The sequence below is a fragment of the Citrobacter sp. CRE-46 genome (assembly GCF_059615875.1).
The window spans coordinates 3,626,238-3,640,353 of the sequence record NZ_CM184341.1; the positions used below are offsets into that span (position 1 = coordinate 3,626,238).

Genomic DNA, 14,116 nt, shown 5'->3' on the forward strand with positions numbered 1-14,116 from the left:
CCATTTTTATACTTTTTTTACACCCCGCCCGCCGATTTTTGCGAAATCTTTGCAAGCAAAAACCTACGCTCTGGTTATCACATTTATGCCACTGGAGGTGCACTGTGAGTGCAGGCGTGATAACCGGCATTGGGCTGGTCTTTTTATTATTAGGTTACCTTGTGTATGCCCTGATTAATGCGGAGGCGTTCTGATGGCGGCTCAAGGTTTTTTACTCATTGCCAGTTTCTTGCTGGTGCTGTTTGTCATCGCCAGACCGCTGGGGTTTGGACTGGCCCGACTCATCAATAATACGTCCCTACCGGGCCTCGCTGGCGTGGAGAGTGTGCTCTGGCGTGGTCTGGGCATTTCGCAACAGGAGATGAACTGGCGGCAGTATCTGCTGGCAATCCTCGCGCTCAATGTACTGGGCCTGCTGGTCCTGTTTTCGATGCTGATGGCGCAAAACCTGCTGCCGCTGAATCCTCAGCAGCTTCCAGGACTTTCATGGCATCTCGCGCTCAACACGGCGGTGAGTTTTGTCACCAATACCAACTGGCAATCTTATGCCGGTGAAACCACTTTAAGCTACTTCAGCCAGATGGCTGGGTTGACCGTGCAGAACTTCCTGTCCGCGGCGACCGGTATTGCGGTGATTTTTGCCCTGACGCGTGCCTTTACGCGCCAGAGCATGGATACGCTGGGTAATGCCTGGGTCGATCTGGTTCGTATTACGCTGTGGATCCTCGTGCCGATTGCGCTGCTCATCGCCCTGTTTTTTATTCAACAAGGCGCGCTGCAAAACGTATTGCCCTATCAGCCCATCACGACGCTTGAAGGGGTGAGACAGTTGCTGCCGATGGGACCTGTCGCTTCGCAGGAAGCGATTAAGATGCTCGGCACCAACGGGGGCGGTTTCTTTAACGCTAACTCAGCACATCCGTTTGAAAACCCAACCGCGCTGACCAACCTGGTACAGATGCTGGCTATTTTCTTAATTCCTACCGCGCTGTGTTTTGCCTTTGGCGATGTGGTGGGCGATCGTCGTCAGGGCCGGACCCTGTTATGGGCCATGTCGCTCATTTTTGTCATCTGCGTAGCCGTCGTGATGTGGGCCGAAGTTCAGGGCAACCCGCATCTGATGCAGTTAGGTGCAGACAGCAATATCAACATGGAAGGCAAAGAGAGCCGCTTTGGCGTACTGGTCAGCAGTCTGTTTGCGGTCGTCACAACGGCGGCATCCTGTGGCGCAGTGATTGCGATGCATGACTCCTTTACCGCACTCGGCGGAATGGTGCCGATGTGGCTGATGCAAATTGGCGAAGTGGTCTTCGGCGGTGTGGGTTCAGGTCTGTACGGCATGCTGCTGTTCGTATTGCTGGCTGTGTTCATCGCCGGGCTGATGATTGGCCGAACACCGGAATACCTGGGTAAGAAAATCGACGTGCGCGAAATGAAAATGACCGCGCTGGCGATTCTGGTCACCCCTGCGCTGGTCCTGCTTGGCACAGCAATAGCAATGATGACCGATGCCGGGCGCAGCGCCATGCTCAACCCGGGTCCACATGGGTTTAGTGAAGTGCTGTATGCCGTGTCATCTGCCGCGAACAACAACGGTAGCGCCTTTGCCGGATTAAGCGCCAATAGCCCGTTCTGGAACTGCCTGCTGGCGCTGTGCATGTTCTTTGGTCGCTTCGGCGTGATCGTACCCGTGATGGCTATTGCCGGGTCGCTGGTCAGTAAAAAGATCCAGCCTGCCAGCCCTGGCACACTACCCACCCATGGCGCGCTGTTTGTCGGGTTGTTAATCGGTACGGTGTTACTGGTTGGCGCTCTCACCTTTGTTCCTGCCCTGGCCCTTGGCCCGGTCGCAGAATACCTGTCATTACACTGAGTGATGCGGAGCACATTACTATGAGTCGCAAGCAACTGGCGCTGTTCGAACCTTCTCTGGTCGCACAGGCGCTGATGGATGCCGTGAAAAAATTAAGCCCACATACCCAATGGCGTAATCCGGTGATGTTTCTCGTCTGGCTGGGCAGCCTGCTGACCACGCTGTTAACGCTGGCGATGGCAACAGGTTATATGCCAGGCAATCCGTGGTTTACCGGCGCGATTAGTCTGTGGCTGTGGATCACCGTCCTGTTCGCTAACTTTGCCGAAGCGCTGGCTGAGGGGCGCAGTAAAGCACAGGCGAACAGCCTGAAAGGGGTGAAAAAAACCGCCTTTGCCCGCAAACTTCGCGAACCAAAATACGGCTCGGCCATGGATCACGTCCCTGCCGATGATCTCCGTAAAGGCGATATTGTGCTGGTGGAAGCTGGCGATATTATCCCGTGTGACGGCGAGGTGATCGAAGGTGGCGCATCGGTGGACGAAAGCGCGATTACCGGTGAGTCTGCGCCGGTCATTCGTGAATCCGGTGGCGATTTTGCCTCGGTCACCGGCGGGACTCGCATCCTCTCCGATTGGCTGGTGATCGAATGCAGCGTAAACCCCGGCGAAACATTCCTCGACCGGATGATCGCCATGGTCGAAGGCGCGCAGCGGCGTAAAACCCCCAATGAAATCGCCCTGACGATCCTGCTGATTGCCCTGACTATCGTCTTTCTGTTGGCGACCGCCACGCTATGGCCGTTTTCCGCCTGGGGCGGCAGCGCGGTCAGCGTCACGGTACTGGTTGCCCTGCTCGTTTGTCTGATCCCCACCACCATCGGCGGTCTGCTTTCTGCCATTGGCGTGGCCGGGATGAGCCGTATGCTGGGCGCGAACGTCATTGCCACCAGCGGACGTGCGGTCGAAGCCGCGGGTGACGTGGACGTCCTGCTGCTGGATAAAACCGGCACTATTACGCTGGGTAACCGTCAGGCTTCAGATTTTCTGCCTGCCCAGGGCGTGGACGAAAAAACGCTGGCCGATGCCGCACAGCTTTCATCGCTGGCCGATGAAACACCGGAAGGCCGCAGCATCGTTATTCTGGCAAAACAGCGCTTTAATCTGCGTATTCGCGACGTGCAATCGCTGCACGCTACTTTTGTGCCGTTTACCGCGCAAAGCCGGATGAGCGGTATCAACATCGACAACCGTATGATCCGCAAAGGTTCGGTCGATGCCATTCGTCGTCACGTTGAAGCCAACGGCGGTCACTTCCCGGTCGATGTCGAGCAGAAGGTCGACAACGTCGCTCGCCTTGGCGCTACGCCGCTGGTGGTAGCCGAAGGCTCCCGCGTACTGGGCGTGATAGCCCTGAAAGATATTGTGAAAGGCGGGATCAAAGAACGTTTTGCCCAACTGCGCAAAATGGGGATCAAAACGGTGATGATAACCGGCGATAACCGCCTGACCGCCGCCGCGATCGCCGCAGAAGCCGGGGTGGATGATTTCTTAGCGGAGGCCACGCCGGAAGCCAAGCTGGCGCTGATTCGTCAGTATCAGGCGGAAGGCCGTCTGGTGGCGATGACCGGCGACGGAACCAACGACGCCCCGGCACTGGCGCAGGCGGATGTCGCGGTCGCCATGAACTCCGGGACCCAGGCGGCGAAGGAAGCTGGCAACATGGTGGATCTCGATTCCAACCCCACCAAACTGATTGAAGTGGTGCACATTGGGAAACAGATGCTGATGACGCGCGGCTCGCTGACCACCTTCAGTATCGCCAATGACGTGGCAAAGTATTTCGCCATTATCCCGGCCGCGTTCGCCGCCACCTATCCGCAGCTCAATGCGCTTAACGTCATGAGACTGCATTCGCCGGATTCAGCGATCCTCAGCGCGGTTATCTTTAATGCGCTAATCATCGTTTTTCTGATCCCACTGGCGCTTAAGGGCGTGAGCTACAAGCCGTTATCCGCATCTGCAATGTTGCGCCGTAATTTGTGGATCTACGGTCTGGGTGGTCTGGTGGTGCCATTTATTGGTATTAAAGCGATTGATTTACTGCTGACCCTGTTGGGTCTGGTGTGAGGTTTCAGATGAGTGGATTACGTCCTGCATTATCAACATTGATTTTCCTGATGCTTATTACCGGCGGGGCTTACCCGCTGCTGACCACCGCGCTGGGGCAGTGGTGGTTTCCCCACCAGGCTAACGGCTCGTTGATCCGCGAAGATCAGGTTGTTCGCGGCTCTGAGCTTATTGGGCAACATTTTACCGCCGCCGGTTATTTTCAGGGGCGTCCGTCTGCGACGGCGGAAATGCCCTATAATCCCATGGCTTCTGGCGGCAGTAACCTGGCCGTCAGCAACCCGGAACTGGATAAACAGTTGCAAAGCCGGATTGCCGCGCTGCGTGCTGCCAATCCACAGGCTAATCCAGCCGTTCCGCTAGAACTGGTAACCGCGTCTGCCAGCGGGCTGGATAACAACCTGACGCCCGCCGCGGTGGCCTGGCAAATTCCTCGCGTGGCGCAGGCCCGCAACCTCAGCGTTGAAGAGGTGTCGCGCCTGGTTGCACAATACACGCAAAAGCCGCTGGTCAGTTTTATCGGCCAGCCGGTGGTGAACCTGGTGGAACTTAATTTAGCGCTGGATAAGCACTGAGAAAAAGGACATGCATAGCGAACCCTTACGTCCCGACCCCGATCGCCTGTTGGAGCAGACCACCGCCCCACACCGCGGAAAACTAAAAATATTCTTCGGCGCCTGCGCGGGCGTCGGGAAAACCTGGGCCATGCTAACGGAAGCCCAGCGGCTGCGGGCGCAGGGGTTAGATGTGCTGATTGGCGTGGTGGAAACCCACGGACGCAAAGAGACCGCCGCGCTGCTGGACGGTCTCAGCATCCTGCCGCTAAAGCGACACGCGCGTCATGGTCGCCACATCAGCGAGTTCGATCTTGATGCCGCGCTGGCCCGCCGTCCGGCGCTCATTTTAATGGATGAACTGGCGCACAGTAATGCCCCAGGCTCACGCCATCCAAAGCGCTGGCAGGATATTGAAGAGTTGCTGGAAGCCGGTATCGACGTCTTTACCACCGTTAACGTCCAGCATCTGGAAAGTCTCAATGATGTGGTCAGCGGCGTCACTGGTATTCAGGTGCGCGAAACCGTTCCCGATCCTTTTTTCGATGCCGCTGACGATGTGGTGCTGGTCGATCTTCCCCCCGATGATTTGCGCCAGCGCCTGAACGAAGGCAAGGTCTATATCGCTGGTCAGGCGGAAAGAGCCATCGAGCACTTCTTTCGCAAAGGTAATTTGATCGCGCTGCGCGAGCTGGCCCTGCGACGCACGGCCGATCGGGTGGACGATCAAATGCGCGCCTGGCGCGGGCGTCCAGGGGAAGAAAAAGTCTGGCATACCCGCGACGCCGTTTTGCTGTGCATTGGGCACAACACCGGCAGCGAAAAACTGGTGCGCGCCGCCGCGCGACTGGCGGCGCGTCTCGGCAGCGTCTGGCATGCGGTGTATGTCGAAACGCCAGCGCTGCACCGACTCCCCGAAAAACAGCGGCGCGCGATCTTAAGCGCACTGCGATTAGCCCAGGAGCTGGGCGCGGAAACCGCCACGCTTTCCGATCCTGCTGAAGATAAAGCGGTAATCCGCTACGCCCGCGAGCATAATCTGGGAAAAATTGTGCTCGGGCGTCCGACAACGCGTCGCTGGTGGCGCAGCGATTCCTTTGCCGACAAACTGGCCCATCGCGCACCGGATCTCGACCTGATGATTGTCGCGTTGGACGAACCGCCTTCACGCCCGACGCTACCCACTCCGGATAGCCGCACCTTTAAAGATAAATGGCGGGTACAAATTCAGGGTTGTGTGGTTGCCGTCGCGCTATGCGCCATCATTACGCTGATCGCGATGCAGTGGCTGATGGCTTTTGATGCCGCTAACCTGGTAATGCTCTATTTGCTGGGTGTGGTGGTTATCGCCCTCTTCTACGGACGCTGGCCATCCGTACTGGCAACCTTTATTAACGTCGCCAGCTTCGATCTCTTCTTTATTGCCCCGCGTGGGACGCTGGCCGTTTCCGACGTCCAGTACCTGCTTACCTTTGCCGTAATGCTAACGGTCGGGCTGGTTATCGGTAATCTGACCGCCGGCGTCCGTTATCAGGCGCGGGTGGCGCGCTATCGGGAACAGCGTACGCGTCATCTGTATGAGATGTCGAAAGCGTTAGCCGTTGGACGGAGCCAGCAGGATATCGCCGCGACCAGCGAACAGTTTATCGCCTCAACGTTTCAGGCCCGCAGTCAGGTTTTATTACCTGATGAACACGGTAAGCTGGCTCCCCTCACCCATCAACAGGGCATGACGCCATGGGACGATGCCATTGCCCAATGGAGTTTTGACAAAGGGCAACCGGCTGGCGCGGGCACGGATACCTTACCGGGCGTACCGTACCAAATCTTACCGCTAAAAAGCGCCGATAAAACGCATGGACTACTGGTAGTGGAACCGGGAAATCTGCGTCAGTTGATGATCCCCGAGCAGCAGCGCCTGCTGGAAACCTTTACCCTGTTGGTCGCCAGTGCGCTGGAACGTCTGACCCTGACCGCCAGCGAAGAGCAGGCCCGGTTTGCCAGCGAGCGTGAAAGCATTCGCAACGCCCTGCTCGCCGCCCTGTCCCACGATTTACGTACGCCGCTGACGGTGCTATTCGGTCAGGCAGAGATTTTAACGCTGGATCTGGCCAGTGAAGGTTCGCCGCATGCGCGCCAGGCCAGTGAGATTCGCCAGCACGTGCTGAATACCACCCGACTGGTTAATAATCTGTTGGATATGGCGCGAATTCAGTCTGGCGGCTTTAATCTTAAGAAGGAGTGGTTAACGCTGGAAGAGGTGGTGGGCAGCGCCCTGCAGATGCTGGAGCCAGGACTCTCTGCTCCGATTAACCTGTCGTTACCCGAACCGTTGACGCTGATCCATGTCGATGGCCCGCTTTTTGAACGGGTGTTGATCAACCTGCTGGAGAACGCCGTAAAATATGCGGGTCCGCAGGCACAAATCGGCATTGACGCCAGCGTCGATGGCGAGCACCTGCTACTGGACGTCTGGGATAATGGACCGGGTATTCCGTCGGGTATGGAACAGCGCGTTTTTGACAAATTTTCCAGAGGAAACAAAGAGTCATCGGTACCCGGCGTGGGGTTGGGACTGGCCATTTGTCAGGCGATTGTGGACGTGCACGGCGGTACCATTTCCGCCCATAATCGTGCCCAGGGGGGGGCATGTTTCCGTGTTACACTACCCCAGGAGATCCCCCCTGAACTTGAAGATTTTCATGAGGATATGTGACAAACGTACTGATTGTTGAAGATGAACAGGCCATTCGCCGCTTTCTGCGCACTGCGCTGGAAGCCGATGGTCTGCGTGTATATGAAGCGGAAACGCTACAACGTGGTTTGCTGGAAGCCGCCACGCGAAAACCCGATCTCATCATTCTCGATCTTGGCCTGCCAGACGGCGACGGCATTGATTTTATTCGCGACCTGCGGCAATGGAGCGCAATCCCGGTAATTGTGCTTTCAGCCCGCAGCGAAGAGAGCGATAAAATCGCCGCACTGGATGCCGGCGCCGATGACTATCTCAGTAAACCCTTCGGTATTGGCGAGCTACAGGCGCGATTGCGCGTGGCATTGCGTCGCCACGCCAGCGGCGCGTCTCCCGAACCGGTGGTGCATTTTTCCAACGTAAAAGTGGATATCGCCGCCCGCCTCGTACACCGTGGTGACGAGGAAATCCATCTGACGCCGATTGAGTTTCGCCTGTTAGCGGTACTGCTGAATAATGCCGGGAAGGTACTGACGCAACGCCAATTGTTAAATCAGGTCTGGGGGCCGAACGCCGTTGAGCACAGCCATTATCTGCGAATTTATATGGGACACCTGCGCCAGAAACTGGAGCGGGACCCGGCTCGTCCACGTCATTTTCTGACCGAAACCGGGATTGGCTATCGCTTTATGCCGTAAGTCTAGTCGAATAAAAAAGCCGGATCAGCATACATGCTATCCGGCTTTTGTATTCATGCCGGATGGTGACGTTAGCGTCTTATCCGGCCTGGGGTTTACGCGTTTTTCAACACTTCGCTGACGATCTCAACCGCTTCTTTTTCGATCTGTTTGCGGTGTTCTTCGCCGAGGAAGCTTTCGCAATAGATCTTGTAAGCGTCTTCTGTGCCTGACGGACGCGCGGCAAACCAGCCGTTGTCAGTCATCACTTTCAGACCGCCAATGGAAGCACCATTGCCAGGTGCCGCGGTCAGACGTGCGGTGATCGGGTCGCCCGCCAGCGTGCTGGCGCTTACCATTTCCGGAGACAGCTTAGACAGCGCCGCTTTCTGCGCGGAGGTCGCGCTCGCCTGCAAACGATTGTAGCTCGGCGCGCCGAAGCGAGCAGCCAGTTCGTTGTAGTGTTCTTGCGGGTTCTTACCGGTCACAGCGGTAATTTCTGCCGCCAGCAGGCACATGATGATGCCGTCTTTGTCGGTCGACCACGGTGTACCGTCGAAACGCAGGAAAGAAGCGCCCGCGCTCTCTTCACCACCAAAGCCAAAGCTGCCATCGAACAGACCGTCAACAAACCATTTAAAACCGACCGGCACTTCCACCAGCTTACGACCCAAATCGTTGACCACGCGGTCAATCATTGCCGAGGAAACCAGCGTCTTACCGACGGCAACATCTTTGCCCCACTGCGGACGATGCTGGAACAGATAGTTGATCGCCACCGCCAGGTAGTGGTTCGGGTTCATCAGCCCCGCCGGGGTGACGATACCGTGACGGTCATAGTCCGGATCGTTGGCAAAGGCCAGATCGAACTTGTCACGCAGCGCCAGCAGACCCGCCATCGCGCACTCGGAGGAGCAGTCCATACGGATTGCGCCGTCTTTATCGAGATGCATAAAGCGGAAAGTCTGATCAACGTGGTCGTTAACGATAGTCAGGTTCAGGTTGTAGTGCTTCGCAATACGCTTCCAGTATTCGATACCGGAACCGCCCAACGGATCGACACCCAGCGTCAGACCCGCTTTCTGGATCGCCGCCATGTCGACGATATCCGCCAGTCCTTCCACAAACGGTTGAACCAGGTCCTGCTCTTTCACATGACCCGATGCCAGCGCCGCGTCCAGCGACATACGCTTCACGCCTTGCAGACCGTCAGCCAGCAACGCGTTAGCCCTGTCTTCCACCACTTTGGTGACGTTGGTATCTGCCGGACCACCGTTTGGCGGGTTGTATTTAATGCCACCATCTTCCGGCGGGTTGTGGGACGGCGTGATCACAATGCCATCAGCCAGCGGGCCGCCTTTTTTGTTGTGGACCAGGATGGCATTCGACACGGCAGGGGTTGGCGTAAAGCCGTTGTTTTCCTGCACGATGACATCGACGCCATTCGCCGCCAGCACTTCCAGCACAGAGATAAAAGCCGGTTCAGACAGCGCGTGGGTATCCTTGCCCACATAGCACGGGCCAGTAATCCCGTTTTTCGCACGTTCTTCAGCAATCGCCTGGGCGATAGCCAGAATATGCGGCTCGTTAAAACTATGACGACCTGCACTGCCGCGATGCCCGGACGTACCGAACTTGACGGCGTGCTCAGCGTTCCCTGCCGTTGGTTTCAGTACATAGTACTGTGCCGTCAGTTGGGCGACGTTAATCAAATCACTCTGTTGCGCAGGTTGACCTGCACGGTTGTGGATTGCCATTGCCTGGTCCTTCTAATGCAAGGATTAAATTGTTCCGCAAACCTTTTCAATCAATTCCGCAGGGAATTGCATTGACTGCATGATGTGCTCCACCATGCTGCATTTACGGCCGGTGTTGGTATTGGTGATCACCCAGTACGGCGTGCCTGGCACGTGTTTCGGTTTGGTTTGATTACCATTTTTCAGCAGCGTCTGTTCATCTGCCGCAAAATAAACGCGCGTCCGGCCATGCAACGAATCCGTTGCTTCGGCGAATGCGTTTTGATCCAGAGAATAGAGTGTAGACAGCACCAGCATAAAGCGATTTACTGCTTTCTTCTGTTCCGCATATTCATCGGACAACAGCAGTTCACGCATCGCGCGCACTTTATCTTTTACGGGGTTAACCGGCTTAGCTTCCACGACAGGTTGCACAGCGCGGACTTCTTTTACTACCGGAGTGACAGGCTGTGCTGCGGCGGAAAATTTCAACATACGCCGTAAAATGTCGGATGCGCTCTCGCCGATATGCTTGGTATGGCTGGCAATATAGCTATAGAGTTCATCATCAACTTCAATCGTTTTCATCTTAATCCAGTGCAGTGTTTAGCTGAATACAAGTTGTTGGGTTAACACGCGTAGTGTAAAGGCAAATCCCAACAGCGGATAGCGTCAAGCCTGGTGGCTGATAAAACTCGGAGTAACCGTAGTTGTTGCAGCCCTGTGGCAGAATGGTCAACATGATACCCTAACCCGTGAGTGTGAAAAAAAGAACTTTGCCATGAAATTGAATATCCGAGCGCAATCTGCGCAAAACCTGCACAATAATTCTTCCATCGTCCTGGTTCACGGCCTGTTTGGTAGCCTGGATAACCTGGGGATCCTGGCACGCTCCCTGGTGGTCGATCACGATATCATCCAGGTTGATATGCGAAATCATGGCCTCTCGCCCCGCTCGCCTGAGATGAATTATGCGGCCATGGCGCAAGACCTGGTGGATACGCTGGACGATCAACAGATCGAAAAAGCGATCTTTATTGGTCACTCGATGGGGGGAAAAGCCGTCATGGCGTTAACCGCGTTAGCCCCTGATCGTATCGATCGGCTGGTGGCTATTGATATTGCGCCGGTTGACTATCAGGTACGCCGTCACGATGAGATTTTTGCGGCAATCAATGCCGTAACCGAGGCACAAGCGTCCTCGCGCCAGCAGGCAGCAAGCGTCATGCGCCAGCATCTGCAAGAGGAGGGTGTTATTCAGTTTCTGCTGAAATCCTTTGTTGACGGCGAGTGGCGCTTTAACGTTCCCGTATTATGGGATCAATATCCCAATATCGTCGGTTGGCAAACCCTCCCGGCATGGGAGCACCCGGCATTGTTTATTCCAGGCGGTAACTCCCCTTATGTCACCGAAGCGTATCGCGAGCAACTGCTGGCACAATTCCCGCAGGCTCGGGCGCACGTTATCGCAGGCGCGGGGCATTGGGTACATGCGGAAAAACCTGAAGCAGTGCTGCGGGCCATCCGTCGTTATCTGAACGAACCGGCTAACTGATTAAAAACTCAGCGTCCGTGCGCGATTACGCGCGTGGGCGTTGGCGTGCCTCTCCTGCTGATGTATTATGGCGCGCTATCCATCCGGGCGGACGCCTGGCTGATTGTTTCCCCGAAGTCACCAAGATCATGGCCAAAGAACAAACGGACCGTACGACATTAGATCTGTTCGCGCAGGAGCGTCGCCCGGGACGACCCAAAACTAATCCGCTCTCGCGTGATGAACAGTTACGTATAAATAAACGTAATCAGCTTAAACGTGACAAAGTTCGCGGGCTTAAGCGTGTCGAACTGAAACTGAACGCTGATGCCGTTGACGCGTTAAACGAGCTGGCCGAGGCGCGCAACATGAGTCGCAGTGAACTCATCGAAGAGATGCTGATGACCCAACTCACCGCATTGCGCGGTCAGGCATAGTCTGAATTTCTGCTCTAAATCATAAATCGTGTAGCACAGAGTGCAGTCCCGCGTGTTTGCTGTTTCCGCATGCCTGACTGTTCTGCTATGATTGCCCTTATCCGTGGGCAATGCGCCACCACCATTTCAATAAGTTTCAAGAGGTTATTTTACTCATGGCAATCACTGGCATCTTTTTCGGCAGCGACACCGGTAATACCGAAAACATCGCAAAAATGATTCAAAAACAGCTTGGTAAAGACGTTGCCGATGTACATGACATTGCAAAAAGCAGCAAAGAAGACCTGGAAGGGTATGACATTCTGCTGCTCGGCATTCCAACCTGGTACTACGGTGAAGCGCAGTGTGACTGGGACGATTTCTTCCCTACCCTCGAAGACATTGATTTTAACGGCAAACTGGTTGCATTGTTCGGCTGCGGCGACCAGGAAGATTACGCAGAATATTTCTGCGATGCGTTAGGCACAATTCGCGACATCATTGAGCCACGCGGTGCCACCATCGTCGGTCACTGGCCAACGGCGGGTTATCACTTTGAAGCGTCCAAAGGCCTGGCTGACGACGACCACTTTGTCGGTCTGGCTATCGATGAAGATCGCCAGCCGGAGCTGACCGCTGAACGTGTAGAAAAATGGGTTAAGCAGATCTCAGAAGAACTGCACCTCGACGAAATCATCAATGCCTGATTTCGCGCGGCGTAGATCTTCATCTGCGCCGCATCAATAGATAAAACCAATCAAAATAATTGCTACAAATTTGTAACTTTTTCGTCTGACCCTGTACAATGGCTGGATGCCAATCGGGTGTTGCACAGTGTGTTTGTCGGCGATACCACGTTTTGATTAACAATATATGCCAGAGACTTGCTGTTTTCATTTAACCATGGCAGTTCTATAATGATACGCAATTTCTCAAGTGCAATTTCTGTCACTTCTGTTAATGAAGTGAATCGTTTAGCTACAGGACAGATTCCGCATGACTGACAACAATACCGCATTAAAGAAGGCTGGCCTGAAAGTAACGCTTCCTCGTTTAAAAATTCTGGAAGTTCTTCAGGAACCGGATAACCATCACGTCAGTGCGGAAGACTTATACAAACGCCTGATCGATATGGGTGAAGAAATTGGTCTGGCGACCGTGTATCGTGTGCTGAACCAGTTTGATGATGCCGGTATCGTGACCCGCCACAATTTTGAAGGTGGTAAATCCGTCTTCGAACTGACTCAACAGCATCACCACGATCACCTCATTTGCCTCGACTGCGGCAAAGTGGTCGAGTTCAGCGATGATTCCATTGAAGCGCGTCAGCGTGAGATTGCGGCTAAACATGGTATTCGCTTAACCAACCATAGCCTCTATCTTTATGGCCACTGCGCCGAAGGCGATTGCCGCGAAGATGAGCATGCGCACGACGGCAAATAATGTGACGCTTTCTGAAAAGCCAACCATCCGGTTGGCTTTTTTTATGGGCCAAATTTGACCATCCCCCTCTTCCTTCTACGTCAATGTTGCTTTAATGTAAAAATCAATTGCCATTCGGAGAGTTGAAATGGAACTTCGTCAACTACGCTATTTTGTGCGTGTTGTAGAAACCGGCAGCATGGGTAGCGCGGCGCTCGATCTCAATATCGGTGTTTCGGCACTCAGTCAGCAAATGACGCGCCTGGAAAGCGAACTTGCTATTCGTCTGCTTCAACGCACCTCGCGCGGTGTGACGCCCACCAGCGCCGGACTGGCTTTTTACTCCCAGGCGCAGCTGGCGCTCCGGCATGCAGACGATGCAATCCTCGCCGCGCGTGAGGCCCGACTTTCCGGACACGTCAGCGTCGGTATGGCCCCCAGTACCGCTTCCGTTCTCGGCATGCCATTTATTCACGCCATGCGGGAAAGCTATGCTGATGTTCGCCTGCATGTGGTGGAAAGTCTCTCTGGCAACCTGGAACGAATGATTAATACCCGCCAGATTGATCTGGCTGTCGTGTTTCAAAAAGAAAAGATCCTGCGCTGGAGCGCCAGACCGATTCTTGAAGAACGGCTGTTTTTGATTGGGACCCATGCCCTATTGGCTGATATTGTCGACGACAATATTGCTCCAGCCCAGTTGGCAAATATTCCATTGATCATGCCAAGCCCGGGACACGGTCTGCGCGGCAGGCTGGATGCCATCTGCCAGGAACACGCGCTAAATATTGAGATCGCTACTGAAATTGATGGTCTGGCGTTACTGATGCGCGCCGTACGCAGTGGCATTGGCGCCACTCTTCAGCCCGGTGCGGCGATCTCCCATCTCGATAAAGAAACTCTAAGAGTGATCGGCGTCTATAATCCGATACTTAGCCGCCCTAACTTTCTGGTCAGCCTCTCTGACGATGAACTTACCCCGGCAGGCCTTGCCGCCCGTGTGGTGCTGACGAAAGTGATGCATCAACTGGTGGAAGCAGGAAGCTGGCCTGGCGCTACTCTTTACAATAACTAAAGTACCGTTTAGCACCACATCATAGCGCCCGCACAAGCTGTACGTATACATTTCAATTACAAATTTAA

13 protein-coding genes are annotated in these 14,116 nt (G+C 55.0%); 11 read left to right on the plus strand and 2 right to left on the minus strand.

The genetic code is table 11. The features are described 5' to 3' along the window. The first annotated feature begins 104 nt into the window (after positions 1 to 104). From kdpF to kdpE, 6 genes are read left to right on the plus strand one after another with little or no spacing between them, the layout of a single operon-like run. Positions 105 to 194 carry a K(+)-transporting ATPase subunit F gene (kdpF, locus tag AC534G_RS17855; protein ID WP_077949339.1) on the plus strand — a complete coding sequence of 30 codons (90 nt, stop codon included), beginning with the start codon at positions 105 to 107 and terminating at the stop codon, positions 192 to 194. Beyond that, entirely contained in the window at positions 194 to 1,873 is a 1,680-nt protein-coding gene (gene kdpA / locus AC534G_RS17860; protein ID WP_110498563.1) for a potassium-transporting ATPase subunit KdpA, read from the plus strand. Before kdpF ends, kdpA begins: the two co-directional genes overlap by 1 nt. A gap of 20 nt (positions 1,874 to 1,893) precedes the next feature. After that, positions 1,894 to 3,942, plus strand: a complete 2,049-nt coding sequence (gene kdpB, locus AC534G_RS17865) for a potassium-transporting ATPase subunit KdpB (RefSeq protein ID WP_110498564.1) — start codon at positions 1,894 to 1,896, stop codon at positions 3,940 to 3,942. Positions 3,943 to 3,950: 8 nt separating this feature from the next. Next, positions 3,951 to 4,517: a potassium-transporting ATPase subunit KdpC gene (gene kdpC, locus AC534G_RS17870; RefSeq protein ID WP_038638841.1), complete on the plus strand. Its 567-nt coding sequence runs from the start codon at positions 3,951 to 3,953 to the stop codon at positions 4,515 to 4,517. Between the two features lie 10 nt (positions 4,518 to 4,527). Continuing rightward, positions 4,528 to 7,212, plus strand: coding sequence for a two-component system sensor histidine kinase KdpD (gene kdpD / locus AC534G_RS17875; RefSeq protein WP_110498565.1), 2,685 nt, complete (start codon positions 4,528 to 4,530; stop codon positions 7,210 to 7,212). Further along, a complete protein-coding gene (kdpE, locus tag AC534G_RS17880; RefSeq protein ID WP_038638835.1) occupies positions 7,209 to 7,886 on the plus strand; it encodes a two-component system response regulator KdpE in 678 nt (225 codons plus the stop codon). The genes kdpD and kdpE overlap by 4 nt, the downstream gene beginning before the upstream one ends. Before the next feature lie 95 nt (positions 7,887 to 7,981). Here kdpE and pgm read toward each other — a convergent pair whose 3' ends face one another. Continuing rightward, positions 7,982 to 9,622 carry a phosphoglucomutase (alpha-D-glucose-1,6-bisphosphate-dependent) gene (gene pgm / locus AC534G_RS17885; RefSeq protein WP_016152262.1) on the minus strand — a complete coding sequence of 547 codons (1,641 nt, stop codon included), beginning with the start codon at positions 9,620 to 9,622 and terminating at the stop codon, positions 7,982 to 7,984. Between the two features lie 24 nt (positions 9,623 to 9,646). Further along, on the minus strand, positions 9,647 to 10,189 hold the full coding sequence (seqA, locus tag AC534G_RS17890) for a replication initiation negative regulator SeqA (RefSeq protein WP_038638828.1): 543 nt from the start codon (positions 10,187 to 10,189) through the stop codon (positions 9,647 to 9,649). 193 nt (positions 10,190 to 10,382) lie between these two features. On the opposite strand from seqA, the gene ybfF reads away from it, so the two are divergent. From ybfF to tcuR, 5 genes are all read left to right on the plus strand, one after another. After that, a complete protein-coding gene (ybfF, locus tag AC534G_RS17895) occupies positions 10,383 to 11,156 on the plus strand; it encodes an esterase (protein WP_110498566.1) in 774 nt (257 codons plus the stop codon). A gap of 128 nt (positions 11,157 to 11,284) precedes the next feature. Next, a complete protein-coding gene (gene ybfE / locus AC534G_RS17900; RefSeq protein WP_042310165.1) occupies positions 11,285 to 11,572 on the plus strand; it encodes a LexA regulated protein in 288 nt (95 codons plus the stop codon). Positions 11,573 to 11,727: 155 nt separating this feature from the next. Beyond that, a complete protein-coding gene (gene fldA, locus AC534G_RS17905) occupies positions 11,728 to 12,258 on the plus strand; it encodes a flavodoxin FldA (protein WP_003022839.1) in 531 nt (176 codons plus the stop codon). 289 nt (positions 12,259 to 12,547) lie between these two features. Beyond that, positions 12,548 to 12,994, plus strand: coding sequence for a ferric iron uptake transcriptional regulator (fur, locus tag AC534G_RS17910; protein ID WP_003022836.1), 447 nt, complete (start codon positions 12,548 to 12,550; stop codon positions 12,992 to 12,994). 127 nt (positions 12,995 to 13,121) lie between these two features. Further along, positions 13,122 to 14,048: a tricarballylate utilization LysR family transcriptional regulator TcuR gene (gene tcuR / locus AC534G_RS17915; protein ID WP_110498568.1), complete on the plus strand. Its 927-nt coding sequence runs from the start codon at positions 13,122 to 13,124 to the stop codon at positions 14,046 to 14,048. Positions 14,049 to 14,116: the final 68 nt, after the last annotated feature.

Coding starts and splice junctions, on each gene's coding strand:
- kdpA (WP_110498563.1), top strand. CDS start 194: ATGGCGGCTCAAGGTTTTTTACTCATTGCCAGTTTCTTGCTGGTGCTG.
- fur (WP_003022836.1), top strand. CDS start 12,548: ATGACTGACAACAATACCGCATTAAAGAAGGCTGGCCTGAAAGTAACG.
- pgm (WP_016152262.1), bottom strand. CDS start 9,622: ATGGCAATCCACAACCGTGCAGGTCAACCTGCGCAACAGAGTGATTTG.
- tcuR (WP_110498568.1), top strand. CDS start 13,122: ATGGAACTTCGTCAACTACGCTATTTTGTGCGTGTTGTAGAAACCGGC.
- ybfF (WP_110498566.1), top strand. CDS start 10,383: ATGAAATTGAATATCCGAGCGCAATCTGCGCAAAACCTGCACAATAAT.
- kdpB (WP_110498564.1), top strand. CDS start 1,894: ATGAGTCGCAAGCAACTGGCGCTGTTCGAACCTTCTCTGGTCGCACAG.
- kdpD (WP_110498565.1), top strand. CDS start 4,528: ATGCATAGCGAACCCTTACGTCCCGACCCCGATCGCCTGTTGGAGCAG.
- fldA (WP_003022839.1), top strand. CDS start 11,728: ATGGCAATCACTGGCATCTTTTTCGGCAGCGACACCGGTAATACCGAA.
- seqA (WP_038638828.1), bottom strand. CDS start 10,189: ATGAAAACGATTGAAGTTGATGATGAACTCTATAGCTATATTGCCAGC.
- ybfE (WP_042310165.1), top strand. CDS start 11,285: ATGGCCAAAGAACAAACGGACCGTACGACATTAGATCTGTTCGCGCAG.
- kdpC (WP_038638841.1), top strand. CDS start 3,951: ATGAGTGGATTACGTCCTGCATTATCAACATTGATTTTCCTGATGCTT.